This window comes from Ensifer sp. ENS07 (genome assembly GCF_014852185.1).
Taxonomy (GTDB): Bacteria; Pseudomonadota; Alphaproteobacteria; order Rhizobiales; family Rhizobiaceae; genus Ensifer; species Ensifer adhaerens.
In genome coordinates, this window is record NZ_JACVBE010000010.1 from 119,494 (window position 1) to 139,234 (window position 19,741).

Here is a 19,741-nt window from a genome sequence, read left to right on the forward strand (position 1 = left end):
GTCCCCATGATCCGCCATTGTGTCTTCATTCGCTTCCGCCCCGAAATCTCCAGCGAGGAGAAGGCGGTGATCTTCGGGGAGATTGCCGCGCTGAAGGCCCGGCTACAGGGATTCCTTGCCGCCCATATCGGCGCCAATGTCAGCCCGGAAGTGGGCATGGACAAGGGCTTTGCCGAAGGCTTCATCGTCGACTTCACTGACGCGGCGGCGCGCGATGCCTATCTGGAAGACGAGGAGCACCGCAAGACCGGCGCCAAGATCGTTGCTGCGGCCGAGGGCGGTATTGCTGGCATCCTCGTCTACGATCTCGAAATCGCCGGCTGAGTGGCAGCGATGATCGCAGCGCGCCCCTTCCTGACAGAGCTCTTCGAGGCGGCCGTTCGAGCCGCCGATCCCTATGAGGCGATCAAGGCGCATCTGCCCGCCCCGCCGAAAGGGCGGACGGTGGTCGTCGGCGCGGGAAAGGCGGCAAGCCAGATGGCCGCCGCCTTCGAGAAGCTCTGGAAGCATCCCTTCTCCGGAACGGTCGTCGCCCGTCATGGACCGATCGAACAGTGTGAGACGATCACTGTGCTGCAGTCGGCTCATCCGGTGCCGGATGAGGCGGGGCTTGCTGCCTCGGATGCCTTGCTGAAGGCCGTGGCCGGTTTGACGGCGGACGATCTGGTCATCGCGCTGATTTCCGGTGGCGGCTCGGCCCTGCTCCCGGCGCCGCCTGAGGGTTTGACGCTCGCCGACGAGATCGCCGTCAACAAGGCGCTGCTTGCCTCCGGCGCGCCGATCTCGGCTATGAACGTCGTTCGCAAGCACGTGTCGCGGATAAAGGGCGGGCGGCTCGCTGCAGCCGCCTTTCCGGCGCGTGTCGTTAGTCTGGTCGTTTCGGACGTACCCGGCGACAACCCGGCCTTCGTCGCTTCGGGGCCGACCGTTCCGGATCGCAGCATGGCGGCCGAGGCGCTGGAGATCGTTGCCCGCTATCGCATGGAACTTCCCGACCAAGTGGTGACGCATCTGCGCTCGGAGGCCGCTGCAGCGCCCGATCCGGACAATCCGCGGTTTGCCGCGCATGAGTGTCACGTCGTTGCTTCGGCAAGCGTTTCGCTCGAAGCGGCGGCGGCCAAGGCGCGCGAACTCGGCATCGAGGCGCATATACTCTCGGACGCGATCGAGGGTGAAGCGCGCGATATCGGTCGCATGCATGCAGCGCTTGCCCGCGAAGTGGCGCTGAGAGACCGGCCGTTCGGCAAGCCGGTCGTACTGCTTTCCGGTGGTGAGACGACGGTGACGATTTCGGGCAAGGACCACGGCAAGGGCGGGCGCAACAGCGAGTTCCTGTTGTCGCTGGCGCTCGATATCGACGGCGTGTCGGGGATCGATGCGCTTGCCGCCGATACGGACGGCATCGACGGCTCCGAAGACAATGCCGGTGCCTTTGCAAATGGGCAGAGCATTGCCCGCATGCGGGCGGCTGGCATCGATCCACGTCTACATCTTACCCGGCACGACGCCTGGTCGGCCTTTGACGTGAGCGGCGATCTCTTCGTGCCCGGACCGACCGGAACCAACGTCAACGATTTCCGGGCGCTGTTGATTCGTTAGGACGCGCCTCGCGCGTAGAGACGTTAGCCGGATTCAGGTGTGCAATCGAAATGCAGACGCCGCCGCCGAGATCTTCGGCGGCGGCGTTGCCTTGTCGTGCGTCGCTTGGGCTTACTTGGCGCGCTTCAGCGCATCGCCGAGGATCGAGACGATCTCGCCAAAATGTTTCTCTTCGGCGATCAGCGGCGGCGAGAAGGCTATGATGTCGCCGGTGACGCGGATCAGCAGGCCCTTCTCGAAGCAATCGACGAAGACGTCGTAGGCGCGGGCGCCGATTGCGCCGTCGCGCGACTGCAACTCGATGCCGGCGATCAGGCCGATCGTGCGGATGTCGATGACATAAGGCAGGCCCTTCAGCGAGTGCATGGCGTCGTGCCAGGCGTCCTGCAGCTCGACGGCGCGGGTCATGAGGCCCTCGTCGCGGTAGATGTCGAGCGTGGCGATACCGGCAGCGCAGGCGGCCGGATGGCCGGAATAGGTGTAGCCGTGGAAGAGCTCGATCGCGTTTTCGGGCCCATGCATCAGCGCGTCATGCACCTTGCGGCTGGCAAAGACCGCGCCCATCGGGATCGCACCGTTGGTGAGACCCTTGGCCGCCGTCACCATATCCGGGGTTACACCGAAGAAGTCGGTGGCAAAGGCGGCGCCGAGGCGGCCGAAGCCGGTGATGACTTCGTCGAAGATCAACAGGATGCCGTGCTTGTCGCAGATGGCGCGCAGACGCTCAAGATATCCCTTCGGCGGGATCAGCACGCCGGTTGAGCCGGCGACCGGCTCGACGATGCAGGCGGCGATGGTTTCGGCGCCATGCAGCGCCACCAGCCGCTCGAGATCGTCGGCAAGCTCGGCGCCGTGTTCCGGCTGGCCCTTGACGAAGGCGTTCTTCGCGGGGTCATGCGTGTGGCGCAGGTGGTCGGAGCCAGGAAGCTGCGGGAAGACGCGGCGGTTGTTGAGGATGCCACCGACCGAAATGCCGCCGAAGCCGACACCGTGATAGCCGCGTTCTCGGCCGATCAGGCGCGTGCGGGTGCCCTGGCCGATCGCGCGCTGATAGGCGATCGCCATCTTCAGGGCCGTGTCGACCGATTCAGAACCCGAACCGGTGAAGAAGACGCGGTCGAGCTTCTGGCCTTCCGGACCCGGCGCGATTTCGGCGAGGCGCTCGGCAAAATCGAAGGCAATCGGATGGCCCATCTGGAACGACGGGGCGAAATCCATGGTCGACAGCTGGCGCTCGACGGCCGAGGCGATCTGACGGCGGCCATGGCCGGCGTTCACACACCAGAGTCCGGCGGTACCGTCGAGGATCGTGCGGCCATCGGCGCTGGTGTAGTGCATCCCTTCGGCGGACGCGAGCAGGCGGGGAGCCTGCTTGAACTGCCGGTTGGCGGTAAACGGCATCCAATAGCTGTCGAGAACGGGGGCGTTGGGTTTGGTGTGCTGGTTCATGGCATCCTCCTGAGTTCGGCGATTGACGCCATGATTTGATTTGCCAAACAAGTCCTTTTCTGCTGTCAGTTAAGTCATTGAAATTTATTGTACCGTTGTAGTATGTTTGCGCTATTTCGAACAACCTGAACACCAAGGGCTCGGATCATATGACCGTCGATATCGGAAGCCGGCTTCGTCATCTCCGCCTGATGCATAATCTGTCGCAGCGCGAACTGGCCAAGCGCGCCGGCGTCACCAATTCGACGATCTCGCTGATCGAGTCGAACGCCTCCAATCCTTCCGTCGGTGCGCTGAAGCGTATTCTCGACGGCATTCCAATCGGGCTTGCGGAATTCTTCTCCTTCGAGCCGGAACGACCGCGCAAGGCGTTCTATGCGGCGGAGGAACTGGTCGAGATCGGCAAGGGGCCGATTTCCTATCGCCAGATCGGCGAAAACCTCTTCGGCCGCAGCCTGCAGATCCTGAAAGAGGTCTATCAGCCGGGCGCCGATACCGGGAAAGTGCCGCTGGTGCATGACGGCGAGGAAGGGGGCATCGTATTGTCGGGCCGCATCGAGGTCACCGTCGACGATGAGCGGCGGATCCTGGGACCGGGGGATGCCTATTATTTTGAAAGCCGGCGGCCGCATCGTTTCCGCTGCGTCGGGCCGGTGCCTTGCGAAGTGATCAGCGCCTGTACGCCGCCGACGTTCTAGGAGCGGACGGCGCCGAGGCGCCGTCCGGAGTTCGTCAAGAAAGCCGAGCGCAGGCGTCGGCGATGCGTTTGAGCGCTTCCTTCAGTTCCGCTTCCGAGGTCGCATAGGAAATGCGGAAGAACGGCGAGAGACCGAAGGCCGAGCCCGGAACAACGGCGACGTGGGCGTCGTCGAGGAGGTAGGCGCAGAAGTCCGTATCCGTTGCGATTGCCTTGCCCGAGGGCGTGACCTTGCCGAGCATGCCGGCGCAGCCGGAGAAGGTGTAGAAGGCACCTTCCGGGACGCGGCAATCGAGGCCGTCGATGGCATTGAGGCCGGTAACGACGAGATCGCGGCGGCGCTGGAAGCTGGCGGTCCGTTCCTTCAGGAACTCCTGCGGACCAGTCAGCGCGGCAACCGAAGCGGCCTGGCTGACGGAGGAGGGGCAGGAGGTCGCCTGGCTCTGGACAACAGCCATCGCCTTGATCAGGTCGCGCGGACCGCCGGCATAGCCGATGCGCCAGCCGGTCATGGCATAGGCCTTGGAAACGCCGTTGACCGTGAGCGTGCGGTCCTTGAGGCGGGGCTCGAGCTGGGCCGGGGTGACGAAGCGGAAGCCGTCATAGACGATGTGCTCGTACATGTCGTCGACCAGCAGCCACACATGCGGATGCTTGAGGAGCACGTCGAGCAGCGGCCGGTAGTCGCTCGCGCTGTAGGCGGCACCCGACGGGTTCGAAGGCGAGTTCAAAAGCACCCAGCGCGTCTTCGGCGTGATTGCGGCCTCGAGCTTGTCGGCGGTCAGCCGGAAGCCGGAGGAGGCGTCGCAGGGGATCAGAACCGGCTTGCCTTCGCAGATCTGGACGATATCCGAATAGGAGGTCCAGTAGGGCGTCGGGATGACAACCTCGTCGCCCGGATTGATCGACGCCATCATGGCGTTGAACAGGATCTGCTTGGCGCCGGTCGAAACCGTGATCTCGTCCTGCTCGTAGGCAAGGCCGTTTTCACGCTGGAACTTTTCGCGGATCGCCTTCTTCAGTTCCGGCGTGCCGTCGAGGGCGGTGTACTTGGTGTCTCCGCGCTTGATCGCCTCGCAGGCGGCGTCCTTGACGAAGTCGGGTGTGTCGAAATCCGGCTCGCCCGCACCGAGGATGATGACCGGCTTGCCTTCGCGCTTCATGGCCTGCGCGCGGGCGCCGATCTTGAGGATTTCGGACACTCCGATCGAGGAGATCCGCGAGGCGGGCTCAAAGCCCGCCTCCTTGACCGTTGCGTTGATGGTCATGGTCTCTACCTACCTGGGTGCGCCGATTATTCGATGTCGAACGACACGCCCTGCGCCAGCGGCAGAGCCTTCGAATAGTTCACCGTGTTCGTGGCGCGACGCATGTAGGCCTTCCACGAGTCCGAACCGGATTCGCGGCCGCCGCCGGTTTCCTTCTCACCGCCGAAGGCGCCACCGATTTCGGCGCCCGAGGTGCCGATGTTGACGTTGGCGATACCGCAATCCGAGCCATCGACGGCGAGGAAGCGCTCGGATTCCTGCATGTCGCGGGTGAAGATCGAGGACGACAGGCCGGCTGCGACTGCATTGTGATCGGCAACGACGGCGTCGAAGTCGCTGTACTTCATGACGTAGAGGATCGGCGCGAAGGTTTCTTCGAGAACCGGTCCGGCCTGCTTGGGCATTTCGACGAGAGCGGGCTTGGCGTAGTAGCCGTTGTCATAACCGAGCTCGACGCGCTCGCCGCCAGTGACGGTGCCGCCATGCGACTTGGCTTCGGCGATTGCCTTCTGCATGCCGTCGAAGGCAGCCTTGTCGACGAGCGGGCCGACGAGGGCGGTGGTTTCGAGCGGGTTACCGACAGAGACCGAACCGTAGGCCTTCTTCAGGCGCGGAACGAGCTGGTCGTAGACGCTTTCATGCACGAACAGGCGGCGCATGGTGGTGCAACGCTGGCCGGCGGTGCCCATGGCGCCGAAGGCGATGGCGCGCAGCGCCATGTCGAGATCGGCCGACGGGCAGACGATGCCGGCATTGTTGCCGCCGAGCTCGAGGATGGCGCGGGCGAAGCGCTTGGCGAGGCGCGGACCGACGTCGCGGCCCATGCGCGTCGAGCCGGTGGCCGATACGAGCGGAACCTTGGGGTTGTCGACGAGAACTTCACCGACGGTGCGGTCACCGATCAGGACCTGCGACAGGCCTGCCGGCGCATCGCCAAAGCGGGCGAGCGCGCGCTCGAAGATCGCCTGCGAGGCAAGCGCCGTGAGCGGGGTCTTTTCAGACGGCTTCCAGACGACGGAGTTGCCGCAGACGAGCGCCAGTGCGGTGTTCCACGACCAGACGGCGACCGGGAAGTTGAAGGCGGAAATGACGCCGACGACGCCGAGCGGGTGCCAGGTTTCCATCATGCGGTGGCCGGGACGCTCGGTGGCGATCGTCAGACCGTAGAGCTGGCGGGAAAGGCCGACTGCGAAATCGCAGATGTCGATCATTTCCTGGACTTCGCCGAGGCCTTCGGAGGTGATCTTGCCGGCTTCGATCGAAACCAGGCGGCCGAGGTCGGCCTTGAAGGCGCGCAGTTCTTCGCCGAGCAGGCGGATCAGTTCGCCGCGCTTCGGGGCGGGAACCAGGCGCCAGGCCTTGAAGGCTTCATGCGCCTGGTCGATCTTGGCGGCGGCTTCAGCGGCCGAAACCGTCTTGAGGGCCGCGATCTTCTCGCCGGTGACCGGGCTATAGGAAGGCATGTCGCCGCCGGTGTAGAGTTCCTTGGCGACGCCCATCTTTTCGAGAAGCGCGGCGGCTTCCTTGGTCACGTCGACTTTCTTGGTTGCGATGTTCATGGTCTGACTCCCGTTTTATTGGTTTAGATCATTCGTTGGAGCGAAATGTCGGCGGAAGACCGCACACACTTTCCTCATTCCGCTCTGGCCTATCCGAAACGCACACTGCCGAGCTTTCCTGGCGAGGTCAGCGTCTTCAGGCCCGCGGCCATGTCCTTGAGTTTGTCTGGTGTATAAAAGTCGTAATAGGCCTGATTGCGGCGGCCGATCGCATGTTCCGCGCTGAAGCTGCCGTGATATTCCTCGACGGCGACGGCGAAAACCCATTCGCGTAGCCGGGGTTCGAAAGTCTCGTCCTTGAGAAGGTCGCTGTTCTTCGGCACGACGAGGTTGAAGTGCACGCCACCGTCGCCGATATGGCCGAAATCGCAGACGGTCACGTCGGGGAATTTCGAGGGCATTTCGGCCTTCATATGGTCGCAGAAGGCCATGATGTCACCCCGGCGGAAGGAGACATCGAAGGCGATCAGCTTGCCCAGGTGCTTGACGCCCTCAGACAGCGCGTGGCGTAGGGCCCAGATTTCGTGCGGCGGACCGACGAAGGCGTCGGCGAGCGGTGCCTCGTCCATCTCCCAGATTTCGGCCAGCGCCGTTTCCAGCACGGCGTCGAGCGACTGTTCGCCTTCGCGCGGTGCCCAGGTGCGGCTGATCTCGGCGAGGATGACGTAGTCAGGGACTTGGCCAGCCTGGAACGGGTTTTTCAGCGACGGCACGTGGGCAAAGGCTGCCTTGACGGCATTGCTCGACATGCCCTCGAAGGCCGAAAGGTAGGCGCCGAGGCGTTCTTCCATGGCGCGCAGCAGCGGCATCACATGGGCGCCGCTCGCCGGAACCAGCAGTGCCGTTGCCGTCTGCTGCGGCAGGCGCTCGAGGTTGAGCACGCATTCGGTGACGATGCCGAAGGCGCCCGAGGTGCCGACGAAGATCTGCTTCCAGTCAACGCCGGTGTTGTTCTTGCGCAAGTCGCATTGCAGGTCGAGCACGGTGCCGTCCGCGTCGGCCAGCACCACCTTGAGGCCGAGCGTGTTTCGGCGCACGTCGCCGTATTTCAGGAAGCGTGAGCCGCCGGTATTGGTGGCGATCATGCCGCCGATGCGCGGGTCGGCGCCGAGATCGATCGGGAAGAACAGGCCGTGCTCTTCCAGCCGCCGGTTGAGATCGGACAGCCGGAAGCCGGCATCGAGCCGAACCGAGCGGTTGTCGAGGTCGAGTTCGAAGCGTTTTGCCAGCCGGTCGAGGCTGAGGATGGCTTCGTCGCCCGACTGATCCGGCGTCGAGCCGGAGACGAGGCCGGTGTTGCCGGACTGCGGGATCAGCGCGATGCCGTTGGTGACGCAATAGGCGACAGCGGCGGAAACCTCTTCGGTCGTCGCCGGCCGCAGCACGAGCGGCGTCCGGCCGCGATCATAGCGCGCGCCGGTCTCGTAGGCTTCCAGGTCTTCCGGACGCGTGACGACACCCTTGTCTCCAAGGATGTCGGTGAGCGCGTCGATGTGCAGTTGGTCGATCATCAGGGAAGCATCATTCCGCAGCGATGGCGCCGGTCAAGGCCTGAATGCAGCTTTCGATCGAAGCCTGCTCGATACCGGCATAGTGATCGAACTCGTTGAGCACGGTCGCACCGAGATCGGCCTCGAAGCGCTTCTGGTTCGGGCTGGCGACGAAATCCTGCTGCGCCCCGTCGCCGAGGTTCGACTGGAAGATGCCAGCGGCGCTGACCGGCAGGAAGTCTTCATAGACGATCGCGTCGAACTGGACGAGGCCAGCGGCGATCAACGCTTCGATGTCGTGCTTGCTGGAGACGCCGGCCTTGCGGCCTTTTTCCGTCAGCGAATAGCTGAAGTAGCCGAGCCCGGCTTCGCGGATGCCTGCCCAGGTGTCCGGGAAAGGCTCGAAAGCCCCGGCAAGTGCCGCTTCGTATTCGCGCGCGTTGGAACCGTCGGCCGCCGGGCGGACGATCTTGCGCGAGGCGTCGAGCAGTTCGTCGTAAAGCGCGCGGCCCTTGGGTGTCAGCGCGATGCCGCGCTGTTCGATCTCGCCGAAGCGGGCGGTGTGCGAGCCTTCCTTCCAGGTGCCGTCGGCATCCTTGAAGGAAACCGGCTCTTCGAGCGCCTTGAACGAGGTCTGGCGCAACAGGATCGGGCACTTGCGGGTCGGCGGGCCCTCGACGACGGCCTTCGGGGCAATCGCGTATTCCGGCATCAGCGCCTGCACCTTGTCGATGTCGAGCGTGCGCGGCGTCAGGTGGTTGATGTGGGGGCCCTTGAAGGAGACGACGTCGGCGATCAGGCGATGGGCGTCATGCAGGCGCTTGTACATGTCGGGGCTGACATTGGCCTTGTCGTGCCAACGAAATGTTTCGAGCACTTCCGAGACGAAGCGCTCTGCATCCACCTTGTCGAGACCGCCGTCGCGCTCGGCCTTTTCCGTGAGTTCGACGGCGCCGGCGGTGAAGATCTGGCGCGCGGCCAGAATAACTTCGGCTTCGGCACGCAGCGTTTCGTCGGCGATGAGGTCGAGACGGAGCAGCGAGGTGAAGACGCGGAACGGATTACGCTTCAACGCGGCGTCGCCGACCGGGCGGAAGGCGGTCGAATGCACGGGAACGCCAGCGGTCGAGAGATCGTAGTAGCCGACCGGGTACATGCCCATGACGGCGAAGACGCGGCGCATCATAGCGAGTTCGGCGGGGGTGCCGAGCCGAATCGCGCCGTGGCGCTCCTCGGAGATGCGGTCGAGCGAGTCCGTCGCGTCGAGGCGCTCCTTCAGCTTGGGGTCGGCGGCGAGCGTATCGTCGTTGACCTTGGCGACCAGCTCCATCAGCGTGCCGTAGGCCGGCACCTCTTCGCGGTACATGACCGACATGGCTGCGGAAAAGGCCGAGCGGATGTCGTCGGCGGATACGAAACTATTCTCTTTCACTGGGGCTCGCCTCGCGCTATGGGTGAAGGACAAGGTCATTCTCATTTCGGATCATATCCGATCGAACTGGCCATTGATCGCGTTGCTTCTGACTATGTTGATGCGAGGGCGGAATGAAGTTGAGCCGAAGACTGGTTCCCGACGTGACGACGCTGCAGGCGTTCGAATGCGCCGCGCGACACGGCAGCTTCACGCAGGCCGCAGCCGAACTGAACCTCACGCAGAGCGCCGTCAGTCGCCAGATTAAGGATCTCGAAAACCAGCTCGGGGTGCTCCTGTTCGAGCGTGTGCGCCAGCGTGTGATCCTGTCGGATGCCGGGCAGAAGTTTCTGCCGGAGGTGCGCCGCCTGCTCAACCAGACCGAGGAACTGATGGTGCGGGCGATGGCGTCTGCCCGGGCGGATTCAACGCTCTCGATCGCGTCATTGCCGACTTTCGGCAGCCGCTGGCTGGTGCCACGTCTCCCCGATTTCCTCAAGCGCCATCCGGACACGGTGATCAACATCGCCTCGCGCTCTGCGCCGTTCGATTTCGAGGAGCAGAATTTCGATCTGGCTATCCATTACGGGCAGCCGGTCTGGGCGCGCGCCACCTGCAGCTATCTCTGCAGTGAGATCATCGTGCCCGCCGCAAGTCCCGCCATGCTGGCAACCCATCCGGTTGCCTCCCCTGAAGATATCGTCACGGGGCCGATGCTCCATCTCGCCACAAGGCCAAAACTCTGGGCGCAATGGTTCGAGGCCAACGACATGGACGGGCGCGGCGCTTATCGCGGCAACCGTTTCGATCAGTTTTCCATGGTGATCGAGGCGGCGACCGCCGGGCTCGGCTTTGCTCTTTTGCCACGCTACCTGATCGAGCAGGAAATTGCCGCCGGCACGCTGCAGATCGTGCTCGACCGGCCGATGCAGACGGAAAACAGCTATTACCTCGCCGTGCCCGAGGGCAAGCTCGAAAACCCGATCAGCCTGGCGTTTCGCGAGTGGATCACCGAGCAGGTGGGCTGACCTGCGGTGCTTTTGTCGAAAATTCGTGGGAACCTTCCTCGCCCCATCACGTTTCGCCTCGTCTGCCACCCGCGATGAAGCTTGAAAGAGGGCATTTGAAAGAGTTGTATCGAAGTGTCACTGGGGGCGCGCACAGCGGCCGGTTCCGGCTTGATTCGGCTGTGCGCAAAACGTCCGATCTTGTATGAGCAATCCTTGCAAGCTGTTGGCACCACGGCTAAAAAATGCCATTTTCATGCATCACCGCGGCCTTGAAAACCAATGCGCCGCCGGCTTTGCGATCTCCGATGCCCAGTCGAGGGCGGTGCCTGTTACCGCCAGATCCCGGTTTCCCGGGAAATGACGGTGGATGGGAGGACACATGACCGTGTCTAGCAACGCGCCGGCTCAGCCTGATTTCTCAGGACCGCAGCCAACCCGGCACCCCGACGAGGGCCGGGCCGATCAACCCCGGTTGGATTCAGAACCCGTACCCATGCAGCTCCAAACTACGCCGCCCACCTCACCGCGCGAACCGGAAGCGAAGCAGATCGATTACAACGATTCGATCCGCTCCACCTTCTTTTCGATGGAGGACCTCCGGCAATGCGGCGAGGATCTCGCGGCAAAGGGTGTCTCCTCGCTGCCGGGCTTCTTCCCGTTCGAGTTCCGTCCGCGGCATCGCGAGAACGAGAACGAGATCCTGCGCGTCTACCGGGCGACGGCCGCGGACGTCGAGGCCGGGGCAACGATCACGCCGGCCGCCGAATGGCTGCTCGACAACCATCACGTCGTCGAAGAGGCGATCCAGGAAGTGCGGCGCGATTTCCCGCGCCGGTTCTATCGCCAGCTCCCGACGATTTCGGTTTCGGGCACGGTGATCCCGCGCACCATGGCGCTCGCCTGGCTCTACGCTGCCCACACCCACAGCACGGTGACGCGCGAAAGCATCACGGCGATGGTCGAGGGCTTCCAGAAGCACGAGACCTTCAAGATCGGCGAACTCTGGGCCTTGCCGTCGATCCTGCGCTTCGTGCTGATCGAAAATTTGCGGCGGATTGCCATCCGCGTCGAACGCTCGCGCGGCATGCGGCGCAAGGCAAACGACGTCGCCGACCAGATCATTCGCCTCAGCGATCCGGAAAAGTCGCGCACGCTGCTTGCGGAATCGGAAGCGCTGGCGGCCGACAACACCTTCGTCGCGCAGCTGCTCTACCGCATGCGTGACGGGTCGCAGACCTCAGGCGCCGTGATCGGCTGGATCGAGGATCAGCTCGAGAAGCGCGGCAGCGACGTCGAAAGCGCGCTGGTCGCCGAGCAGAACCGCCTGTCGTCCGGCAATGCGACGATGAGCAACATCATCCGCAGCCTGCGTGAGATCGACGACACCGACTGGGCCGTCTGGTTCGAAAGCGTCAGCAAGATCGATGCGGCGCTGCGTGAAGGCTCCGATTATGCGGCGCTCGATTTCGGGTCGCGCAACAAGTACCGCGACACGATCGAAAAGCTGGCGCGCCGTTCGGGGCACAGCGAATTCGAAGTGACGCAAATCGCCATCCAGATGGTGCGCGAGGCGGAAGTCGCGGCCGAGACGGAAGCGCCGCTGCAGCAGCCGAATGTCGGATCCTTCCTCGTCGGCAAGCAACGCAAGCTTCTGGAAAAGAAGATCAGCTACCGGCCGTCGGTGCTGCAGACCATCATTCGCCTCAGCCGCAGGCTCGATTGGTTTGCGATCGCCGGGCCGAACATCCTTCTGACCATCCTGGCGATGATCGCCGTCTACTCCTTCGTCAGCCCGATGGCGATCCCGAGTGGCGCGAAGCTGATCATGCTGCTGCTCTTCGCGCTGCCGGCCTCGGAAGGCGCGATGGGCCTGTTCAACACGCTGGTGACGCTGTTCGTCAAACCGTCGCGGCTGGTCGGCTACGAGTTCCTCGACGGGATCCCCGAGGACGCCCGCACGCTCGTTGCGGTGCCGTGCCTGATTTCCAAGCGCGATCACGTCGACGAACTGGTGCGCAATCTCGAGGTTCACTATCTCGCCAACCCGCGCGGTGAGATCTACTTTGCACTGGTCAGCGACTGGGCTGACAGCAAGGACGAGGAATCGAGCACCGACGCCGATGTGCTCGATTATGCCAAGCGCGAGATCGCTCAGCTCTCGGCGCGTTATGCCTATGACGGCAAGACCCGATTCTACCTGCTGCATCGCCGCCGCCTGTATAACGAGCAGGAAGGCGTGTGGATGGGCTGGGAGCGCAAGCGCGGCAAGCTGCACGAGCTGAACATGCTCTTGCGCGGTGACCGCGACACCTCGTTCCTGCAGGGCGCCAACACGGTGCCGGACAACGTTCAGTACGTGATGACGCTCGATTCCGACACGCGCCTGATGCGCGATGCGGTGACGAAGCTCGTCGGCAAGATGTACCATCCGATCAACCGTCCGGTTGTCGATCCGAAGACGCAGAACGTGATCGCCGGCTACAGCCTGCTGCAGCCGCGCGTCACGCCGTCGCTGACGACGGGCAGCGAAGCCTCCGCCTTCCAGCGCATCTTCTCCTCCAACCGCGGCATCGACCCTTACGTCTTCACCGTTTCGGACGTCTATCAGGACATTGCCGGCGAAGGCAGCTTCACCGGCAAGGGCCTCTATCATGTCGACGCCTTCGAGGCGGCGCTGAAGGGGCGCATCCAGGAAAACGCCGTTCTCAGCCACGACCTGCTCGAAGGCTCCTACGTGCGTTGCGCGCTGGTGACCGACGTCGAACTCGTCGAGGACTTCCCGACCCGCTACGAGGTGGAAATGTCGCGCCAGCATCGCTGGGCGCGCGGCGACTGGCAGCTGCTGCCCTATATCTTCAATCTGTCGAACGGGCTGTCGATGCTCGGACGCTGGAAGATGTACGACAACCTGCGCCGCTCGCTGATCCCGCTTGCCTGGCTCGTCGCCTCGGTCATGGGCTGGTACTACATGGAGCCGACCGAAGCGCTGATCTGGCAGATCGTGCTGATCTTCAGCCTGTTCGTGGCGCCGACGCTGTCGCTGATCAACGGCCTCCTGCCGCGCCGCAACGACATCGTTGCCCGAGCGCACCTGCATGCGGTCTTGAACGAAGTCCGTGCCGCCAACGCGCAGGTCGCGCTGCGCATCGTCTTCATCGCCCACAACGCGGCGATGATGGGCGACGCCATCGTGCGTTCGCTCTACCGCACGTTCGTCAGCGGCAAACTGATGCTGGAATGGCGCACGGCCGCGCAGGTGCAGAGCGCCGGCCACGGCACCATTGGCGACTATTACCGCGCCATGTGGGTTGCGCCGGCGCTGTCGGCGATCTCGCTGGCCCTTGCGGCGATTTCCGACACCGGCCTGCCCTTCATCGGCATTCCCTTTGCGCTGCTGTGGGCCCTGTCTCCAGCCGTTGCCTGGTTCGTCAGCCAGTCGGCCGAAACCGAAGACCAGCTTGTCGTTTCCGATGAGGCGATCGACGAGATGCGCCTGATCGCGCGCCGCACCTGGCGATACTTCGAGACCTTCGTCACCGCCGAGCAGCACTTCCTGCCGCCGGACAACTTCCAGGAAACGCCGCAGCCGGTTCTCGCCGAGCGGACGTCGCCGACGAATATCGGCGTCTATCTGCTCTCCGTCATGTCGGCGCGCGATTTCGGCTGGATCGGCTTCGAGGAGACGATCAACCGGCTGGAGCAGACGATCGCCACCATCGACCGGATGCCGAAATATCGCGGCCACCTGTTCAACTGGTACCGGACGAATACGCTCGAAACGATGGAGCCGCGCTACATTTCGTCGGTCGACAGCGGCAATCTGGCCGGTCATCTGATCGCCGTGTCGTCGATGTGTCGCGACTGGGCCGAAGCGCCGTCGGCGCATGTCCAGGGCAGTCTCACCGGTATCGGCGACGTCGCTGCGATCCTTCAGGAAGTGCTGCGCGACCTGCCCGACGACCGCAAGACGGTGCGTCCGTTGCGTCGCCTGATCGAAGAACGCATCGTCGGCTTTCAGAACGCGCTCGCCGCGATTATGCGCGAACACGAGTTCGCTTCGATCCGGGTGATCAACCTGGCCGTTCTGGCGCGCGACATGCACAAGCTCACCGTCAACCTCGACCATGAGGTGCGCACGCCGCAAAGCAGCGAAGTGACGAAGTGGGCCAACTCGCTCGTCACCACCTGCGAAGCCCATATCGCCGATGGCGTCTTCGATCTCGGCGCAATCGAATCGCTGCGCCAGCGCCTGCTGGTGATGAAGGACCGGGCACGCGACATCGCCTTCTCGATGGATTTCGGTTTCCTGTTCCGTCCGGAGCGGCGCCTGCTGTCGATCGGCTTCCGCGTCAACGCCAACGAGCTCGATGAGGCCTGCTACGACCTTCTTGCGTCGGAAGCCCGTCTCACCAGCCTGTTTGCCATCGCCAAGGGCGATCTTCCGACGGAGCACTGGTACAAGCTCGGCCGGCCGATCGTGCCGATCGGCGCACGCGGTGCGCTGATCTCCTGGTCCGGCTCGATGTTCGAATACCTGATGCCGCCGCTGGTCATGCAGGAGCGTCAGGGTGGTATCCTCAACCAGACCAACAATCTGGTCGTGAAGGAACAGATCAACCACGGCCGTCGCCTCGGCACGCCGTGGGGCATCTCGGAAGCCGCCTTCAACGCGCGTGACCACGAGCTCACCTACCAATACACCAACTTCGGTGTGCCGACGCTCGGTCTCAAGCGTGGTCTCGGCCAGAACGCGGTCATCGCGCCCTACGCCTCGATCCTCGCCTGCATGTACGATCCGAAGTCGGCGCTCGCCAACCTCGGGCGTCTCCGCGAGGTCGGCGCGCTCGGCGCATACGGCTACCACGACGCCGTCGACTTCACGCCGACGCGCGTGCCTGAGGGCCAGAAGTGCGCGGTGGTTCGCAACTACTATGCCCACCACCATGGCATGTCGATCGCGGCTGTCGCCAACGTCGTCTTCAACGGCCGCCTGCGCGAGTGGTTCCACGCCGATCCGGTGATCGAAGCCGCCGAACTGCTGTTGCAGGAAAAGGCGCCGCGCGACATTCCGATCATGAATGCCAAGCGCGAGCCGGAATCGGTCGGCAAGGGCCAGGACGATCTCCTGCGCCCTGAGGTCCGCATCATCGAGAACCCGCTTTCGCAGGACCGCGAGACCGTGTTCCTCTCCAACGGCCACTACTCGGTGATGCTGACGGCCAACGGCGCCGGTTACGCCCGCTGGAACGGCCAGTCGGTTACCCGCTGGAAGCCGGATCCGGTCGAGGACCGTACCGGAACCTTCATCTTCCTGCGTGATACGACGACCGGCGACTGGTGGTCGGCGACGTCGGAGCCGCGACGCGCGGCCGGTGAGAAGATGCTGACGCGCTTCGGCGACGACAAGGCGGAATTCGTCAAGACCGTCGGTGATCTCACCAGCGAGGTGGAATGCATCGTCGCCACCGAACACGACGCCGAAGGGCGCCGGGTCATGCTGCTCAACACCGGCACCCAGGACCGCTTCATCGAAGTGACCTCCTATGCCGAGCCTGTGCTTTCGACAGACGAGGCCGACAGCGCACACCCGGCGTTTTCGAAGATGTTCCTGCGCACGGAAATCAGCCGCCGCGGCGATGTCATCCGCGTCAGCCGCAACAAGCGCAGCTCCGGCGATCCGGACATGGAAGTGGCGCATCTCGTCACCGACAATGCCGGCAGCGACCGCCATACGGAAGCCGAGACCGACCGTCGCCGCTTCATCGGTCCGGGCCGCACGCTTGCCGAAGCCGCTGCCTTCGATACGGATGCGGTGCTTTCCGGCACGGACGGCTTCACGCTCGATCCGATCATGTCGCTGCGCCGGGTCGTGCGCGTCCCCGCCGGCAAGAAGGTCAGCGTCGTCTTCTGGACGATCGCCGCCCCGAGCCGCGAGGAGGTCGATCGCGCGATCGACCGCTACCGCCATCCGGAGACCTTCAACCAGGAGCTCATCCACGCCTGGACCCGCAGCCAGGTGCAGATGCGCCATGTCGGCGTGACCTCGCAGGAAGCGGCAAGCTTCCAGATGCTCGGCCGCTACCTCGTCTATCCGGACATGCATCTGCGCGCCGATTCGGCGACGGTTCAGGCCGGCCTGGATTCTCAGTCGAAGCTCTGGCCGCTGGCGATTTCGGGCGACTACCCGATCTTCTGCCTGCGCATCAATGACGACGGCGATCTCGGCATCGCCCGTGAGGCGCTGCGCGCCCAGGAATACCTGCGCGCCCGCGGCATCACCGCCGATCTCGTGATCATCAACGAGCGCGCCTCGTCCTATGCCCAGGACATGCAGCACGCGCTCGACTCCATGTGCGAGAACCTGAGGCTTCGCGGTCTCTCGGACGGTCCGCGCCAGCACATCTTCTCGGTGCGCCGCGACCTGATGGAGGCGGAGACGTGGTCGACCTTGCTGTCGGCCTCGCGCGCGGTCTTCCATGCCCGCAACGGCACGATCTCCGACCAGATCGCCCGCGCCAACTCGCTCTATTCGCCGGCACCGGTGAAAGGCTCCGAAAAGAGCGCCGAGTTCTCAGGCCCGCTGCTGGCAGCGCCGCAGGAGAACGGGGATGCCGCTCCGGCGGAAATCAAGGGCGATGGCCTTTCCTTCTGGAACGGCTTCGGCGGTTTCGCCGATGGCGGTCGCGAATACGTCGTGCGCCTGCGCGGCGGCGAAGCGACGCCGCAGCCGTGGATCAATGTCATCTCCAATGATGCTTTCGGCTTCCACATCTCGGCCGAGGGTGCGGCCTATTCCTGGAGCCGCAACTCGCGCGACTACCAGCTGACGCCCTGGACCAATGATACGGTCGTCAACCGGCCGGGCGAAGCCATCTTCATCCGCGACATGGCAAGCGGCACGGTCGCCACGCCCTATGCGGCGCTCTCGCGCCGCCGTTCCGTCGTCTTCGAGACGGCGCACGGGCTCGGCTATTCGATCTTCCGCAGCACCCAGGACGACCTTGAGATCCAGGTCGTCCAGACGGTACATCGCAGCCTGCCGGCCAAGCTCGTCCGCGTGTCTGTCCGCAACCGTGCGGCGTCGGCGCGGCAGTTGAGGCTCTACGGCTACAACGAGTGGGTGCTTGGCAACAACCGTGCCCGTTCGGCGCCCTTCGTCCTTTCGAAATGGGACGAGACGGCCGAGGCGCTGGTGGCGACCAACCCTTACAGCATCGATTTTGCCGGCCGATCCGCGTTCTTCGCCGTCGATGGCGGCGATGCGGCCGGCTACACTGCCAGCCGCCGGGAGTTCCTGGGCGCGATCGGCGGCATTCTGGCGCCGCAGGCGGTCACTTCGGGTGCCGATCTTTCGGGCTCCGTCGATGTCGACGGCGATCCTTGCGCCGTGGTCGCAACGGACATTTCCATCGAGCCCGGTGCCGAACGGCAGGTCACGTTCATCCTCGGCGATACCGATACGGACGATCAGGTTCGAGCCATCATCGGCGAACTGCGTGAGACCGCGTTCGACACGGTGCTTGAGGCGAACAAGACGTTCTGGCGCGAATTCACTGACATCGTGAAGGTGGAAACGCCGGATCCGGCCTTCAACGCCATGATCAACAACTGGCTGCCCTATCAGAGCCTCGGCTGCCGCATCATGGCGCGCTCGGCCTTCTATCAGGCAAGCGGTGCCTTCGGTTTCCGCGACCAGTTGCAGGATACGCTGGCGTTCCTGATCCATCGTCCGGAACTCGCCCGGGCACAGATCCTCAACGCTGCCTCCCGCCAGTTTACCGAAGGCGACGTGCAGCATTGGTGGCTGCCGGGAACCGGCGCCGGCGTGCGCACGATGATCTCCGACGACGTCGTCTGGCTCGCCCATGCCGTGACCCGCTATTGCACGGTGACCGGCACGTCCGATCTCCTTGCCGAGAAGCTTGCCTTCATCACTGGCCCGGCGCTCGAAGCGGGGCAGCACGACGCCTTCTACAAGCCGGAGATTTCCGAAGAGGTCGGCGACGTCTACGAGCATTGCGCCCGTGCACTCGATCTTGCGATCAAGCGGACCGGTGAGAACGGCCTGCCACTGTTCCTTGCCGGCGACTGGAACGATGGCATGAACCGGGTCGGCGAGAAGGGGCAAGGCACGAGCACCTGGCTCGGCTGGTTCCTCGCCGGCACGCTGCGTGGCTTCCTGCCCTTCGCGCGCGAGCGCAAGGACGAGGCGCGCATTACGCGCTGGGAGGCTCATCTCGAAGCGCTCAAGAAGGCGCTCGCGACCGCCGGCTGGGATGGCGACTACTACCGTCGCGGCTATTACGACGATGGCACGCCGCTTGGCACGAGTGAGGCTCTGGAGTGCCGGATCGATTCGATCGCTCAGTCCTGGAGCGTGCTTTCGGGCGAAGGCGACGAGCAACGTTCGCTGAAGGCGATGGACGCGGTCATGGCTGAACTGGTCGACCCCGACCAGCGCATCGTGCGGCTGTTCACACCGCCGCTCGAGCGGACGTCGCAGGATCCGGGCTACATCAAGGCCTATCCGCCCGGCGTGCGCGAGAATGGCGGGCAATATACTCACGCCGCCACCTGGGTAGCCTTGGCCTTTGCCGAACAGGGCAGGGCGGAAGAGGCCTGGCGGGTCTTCCAGATGCTGAATCCGATCTCGCATGCCGAAAACCGCGAAGCGGCGGAACACTATCGCGTCGAGCCCTATGTCGTTGCCGCCGATATCTACGGCGAAGGCGATCTGGCGGGCCGTGGCGGCTGGACCTGGTATACGGGATCTGCCGGCTGGCTCTACCGTGTCGGCGTCGAGGGCATCCTCGGTATTCGCCGGCAGGGCGACAGGCTGGTCATCCGCCCGGTGCTGCCGGCAGCCTGGAACGGCTACTCGGCCGAAGTGACGCTCAATGGCGCGCGGCACAAGATTTCGGTCGAACGCGACAAGAAAAGTGGCGAGCCGATCGTCAGCGTCAACAATAGTGTCACAAAAAACGCGCATGAAGGCATTTTGCTGTAACGGCCGGCATTGAAGACAGGATGAAACCGGCTTTGTTCCCGCAAGGGCAAGGCCGGTTTTTCTTTGCGGATTTGCCGGCGGCGCGACCTCGACGGCTGAGCGTCGCGCAGGAATTCAAAGTCCTGCAGCGACCTTTGCGCGTCTGATAAGACGCGCAAAGGTCGCTGCAGATTTCGTGAGCGGGGTGCCGGGCGGGAAACCGCCTGCAGATGGCCTCCCGCTCTCCTTCATGGTGCCGGGCATCGCGCGAA

The 19,741-nt window shown here is 64.1% G+C and carries 10 protein-coding genes; 5 read left to right on the plus strand and 5 right to left on the minus strand.

Features of this window, described 5'->3' with window-relative positions; genetic code table 11:
* The first annotated feature begins 6 nt into the window (after positions 1-6).
* Together IB277_RS25820 and IB277_RS25825 are read left to right on the plus strand one after the other, a co-directional pair.
* Positions 7-324, plus strand: a complete 318-nt coding sequence (locus IB277_RS25820) for a Dabb family protein (protein ID WP_090295206.1) — start codon at positions 7-9, stop codon at positions 322-324.
* A 9-nt stretch (positions 325-333) separates the two neighbouring features.
* Entirely contained in the window at positions 334-1,599 is a 1,266-nt protein-coding gene (locus tag IB277_RS25825) for a glycerate kinase (RefSeq protein WP_090295442.1), read from the plus strand.
* A gap of 111 nt (positions 1,600-1,710) precedes the next feature.
* Here the strand turns inward: IB277_RS25825 and IB277_RS25830 are convergent, their stop codons facing one another.
* Entirely contained in the window at positions 1,711-3,048 is a 1,338-nt protein-coding gene (locus IB277_RS25830) for an aspartate aminotransferase family protein (RefSeq protein WP_090295207.1), read from the minus strand.
* A gap of 149 nt (positions 3,049-3,197) precedes the next feature.
* Here IB277_RS25830 and IB277_RS25835 point away from each other — a divergent pair, with 149 nt between their 5' ends.
* Positions 3,198-3,746, plus strand: coding sequence for a cupin domain-containing protein (locus tag IB277_RS25835; RefSeq protein WP_034802993.1), 549 nt, complete (start codon positions 3,198-3,200; stop codon positions 3,744-3,746).
* A gap of 34 nt (positions 3,747-3,780) precedes the next feature.
* Here IB277_RS25835 and IB277_RS25840 read toward each other — a convergent pair whose 3' ends face one another.
* The 4 genes from IB277_RS25840 to IB277_RS25855 form a co-directional block, all read right to left on the minus strand.
* Positions 3,781-5,013, minus strand: coding sequence for a pyridoxal phosphate-dependent aminotransferase (locus IB277_RS25840; RefSeq protein ID WP_034802990.1), 1,233 nt, complete (start codon positions 5,011-5,013; stop codon positions 3,781-3,783).
* A 26-nt stretch (positions 5,014-5,039) separates the two neighbouring features.
* Entirely contained in the window at positions 5,040-6,572 is a 1,533-nt protein-coding gene (locus tag IB277_RS25845) for an aldehyde dehydrogenase family protein (RefSeq protein ID WP_090295209.1), read from the minus strand.
* An 89-nt stretch (positions 6,573-6,661) separates the two neighbouring features.
* On the minus strand, positions 6,662-8,083 hold the full coding sequence (locus IB277_RS25850) for an FAD-binding oxidoreductase (RefSeq protein WP_110818889.1): 1,422 nt from the start codon (positions 8,081-8,083) through the stop codon (positions 6,662-6,664).
* A 10-nt stretch (positions 8,084-8,093) separates the two neighbouring features.
* Positions 8,094-9,494, minus strand: coding sequence for a VOC family protein (locus IB277_RS25855; RefSeq protein ID WP_034802982.1), 1,401 nt, complete (start codon positions 9,492-9,494; stop codon positions 8,094-8,096).
* A 113-nt stretch (positions 9,495-9,607) separates the two neighbouring features.
* On the opposite strand from IB277_RS25855, the gene IB277_RS25860 reads away from it, so the two are divergent.
* Positions 9,608-10,501 (plus strand): LysR family transcriptional regulator, encoded by an 894-nt coding sequence (locus tag IB277_RS25860; protein ID WP_034802979.1) that lies wholly within the window; start codon positions 9,608-9,610, stop codon positions 10,499-10,501.
* A gap of 361 nt (positions 10,502-10,862) precedes the next feature.
* Positions 10,863-19,490: a cyclic beta-(1,2)-glucan synthase gene (gene ndvB / locus IB277_RS25865; RefSeq protein ID WP_110818890.1), complete on the plus strand. Its 8,628-nt coding sequence runs from the start codon at positions 10,863-10,865 to the stop codon at positions 19,488-19,490.
* Positions 19,491-19,741 lie beyond the last annotated feature (251 nt).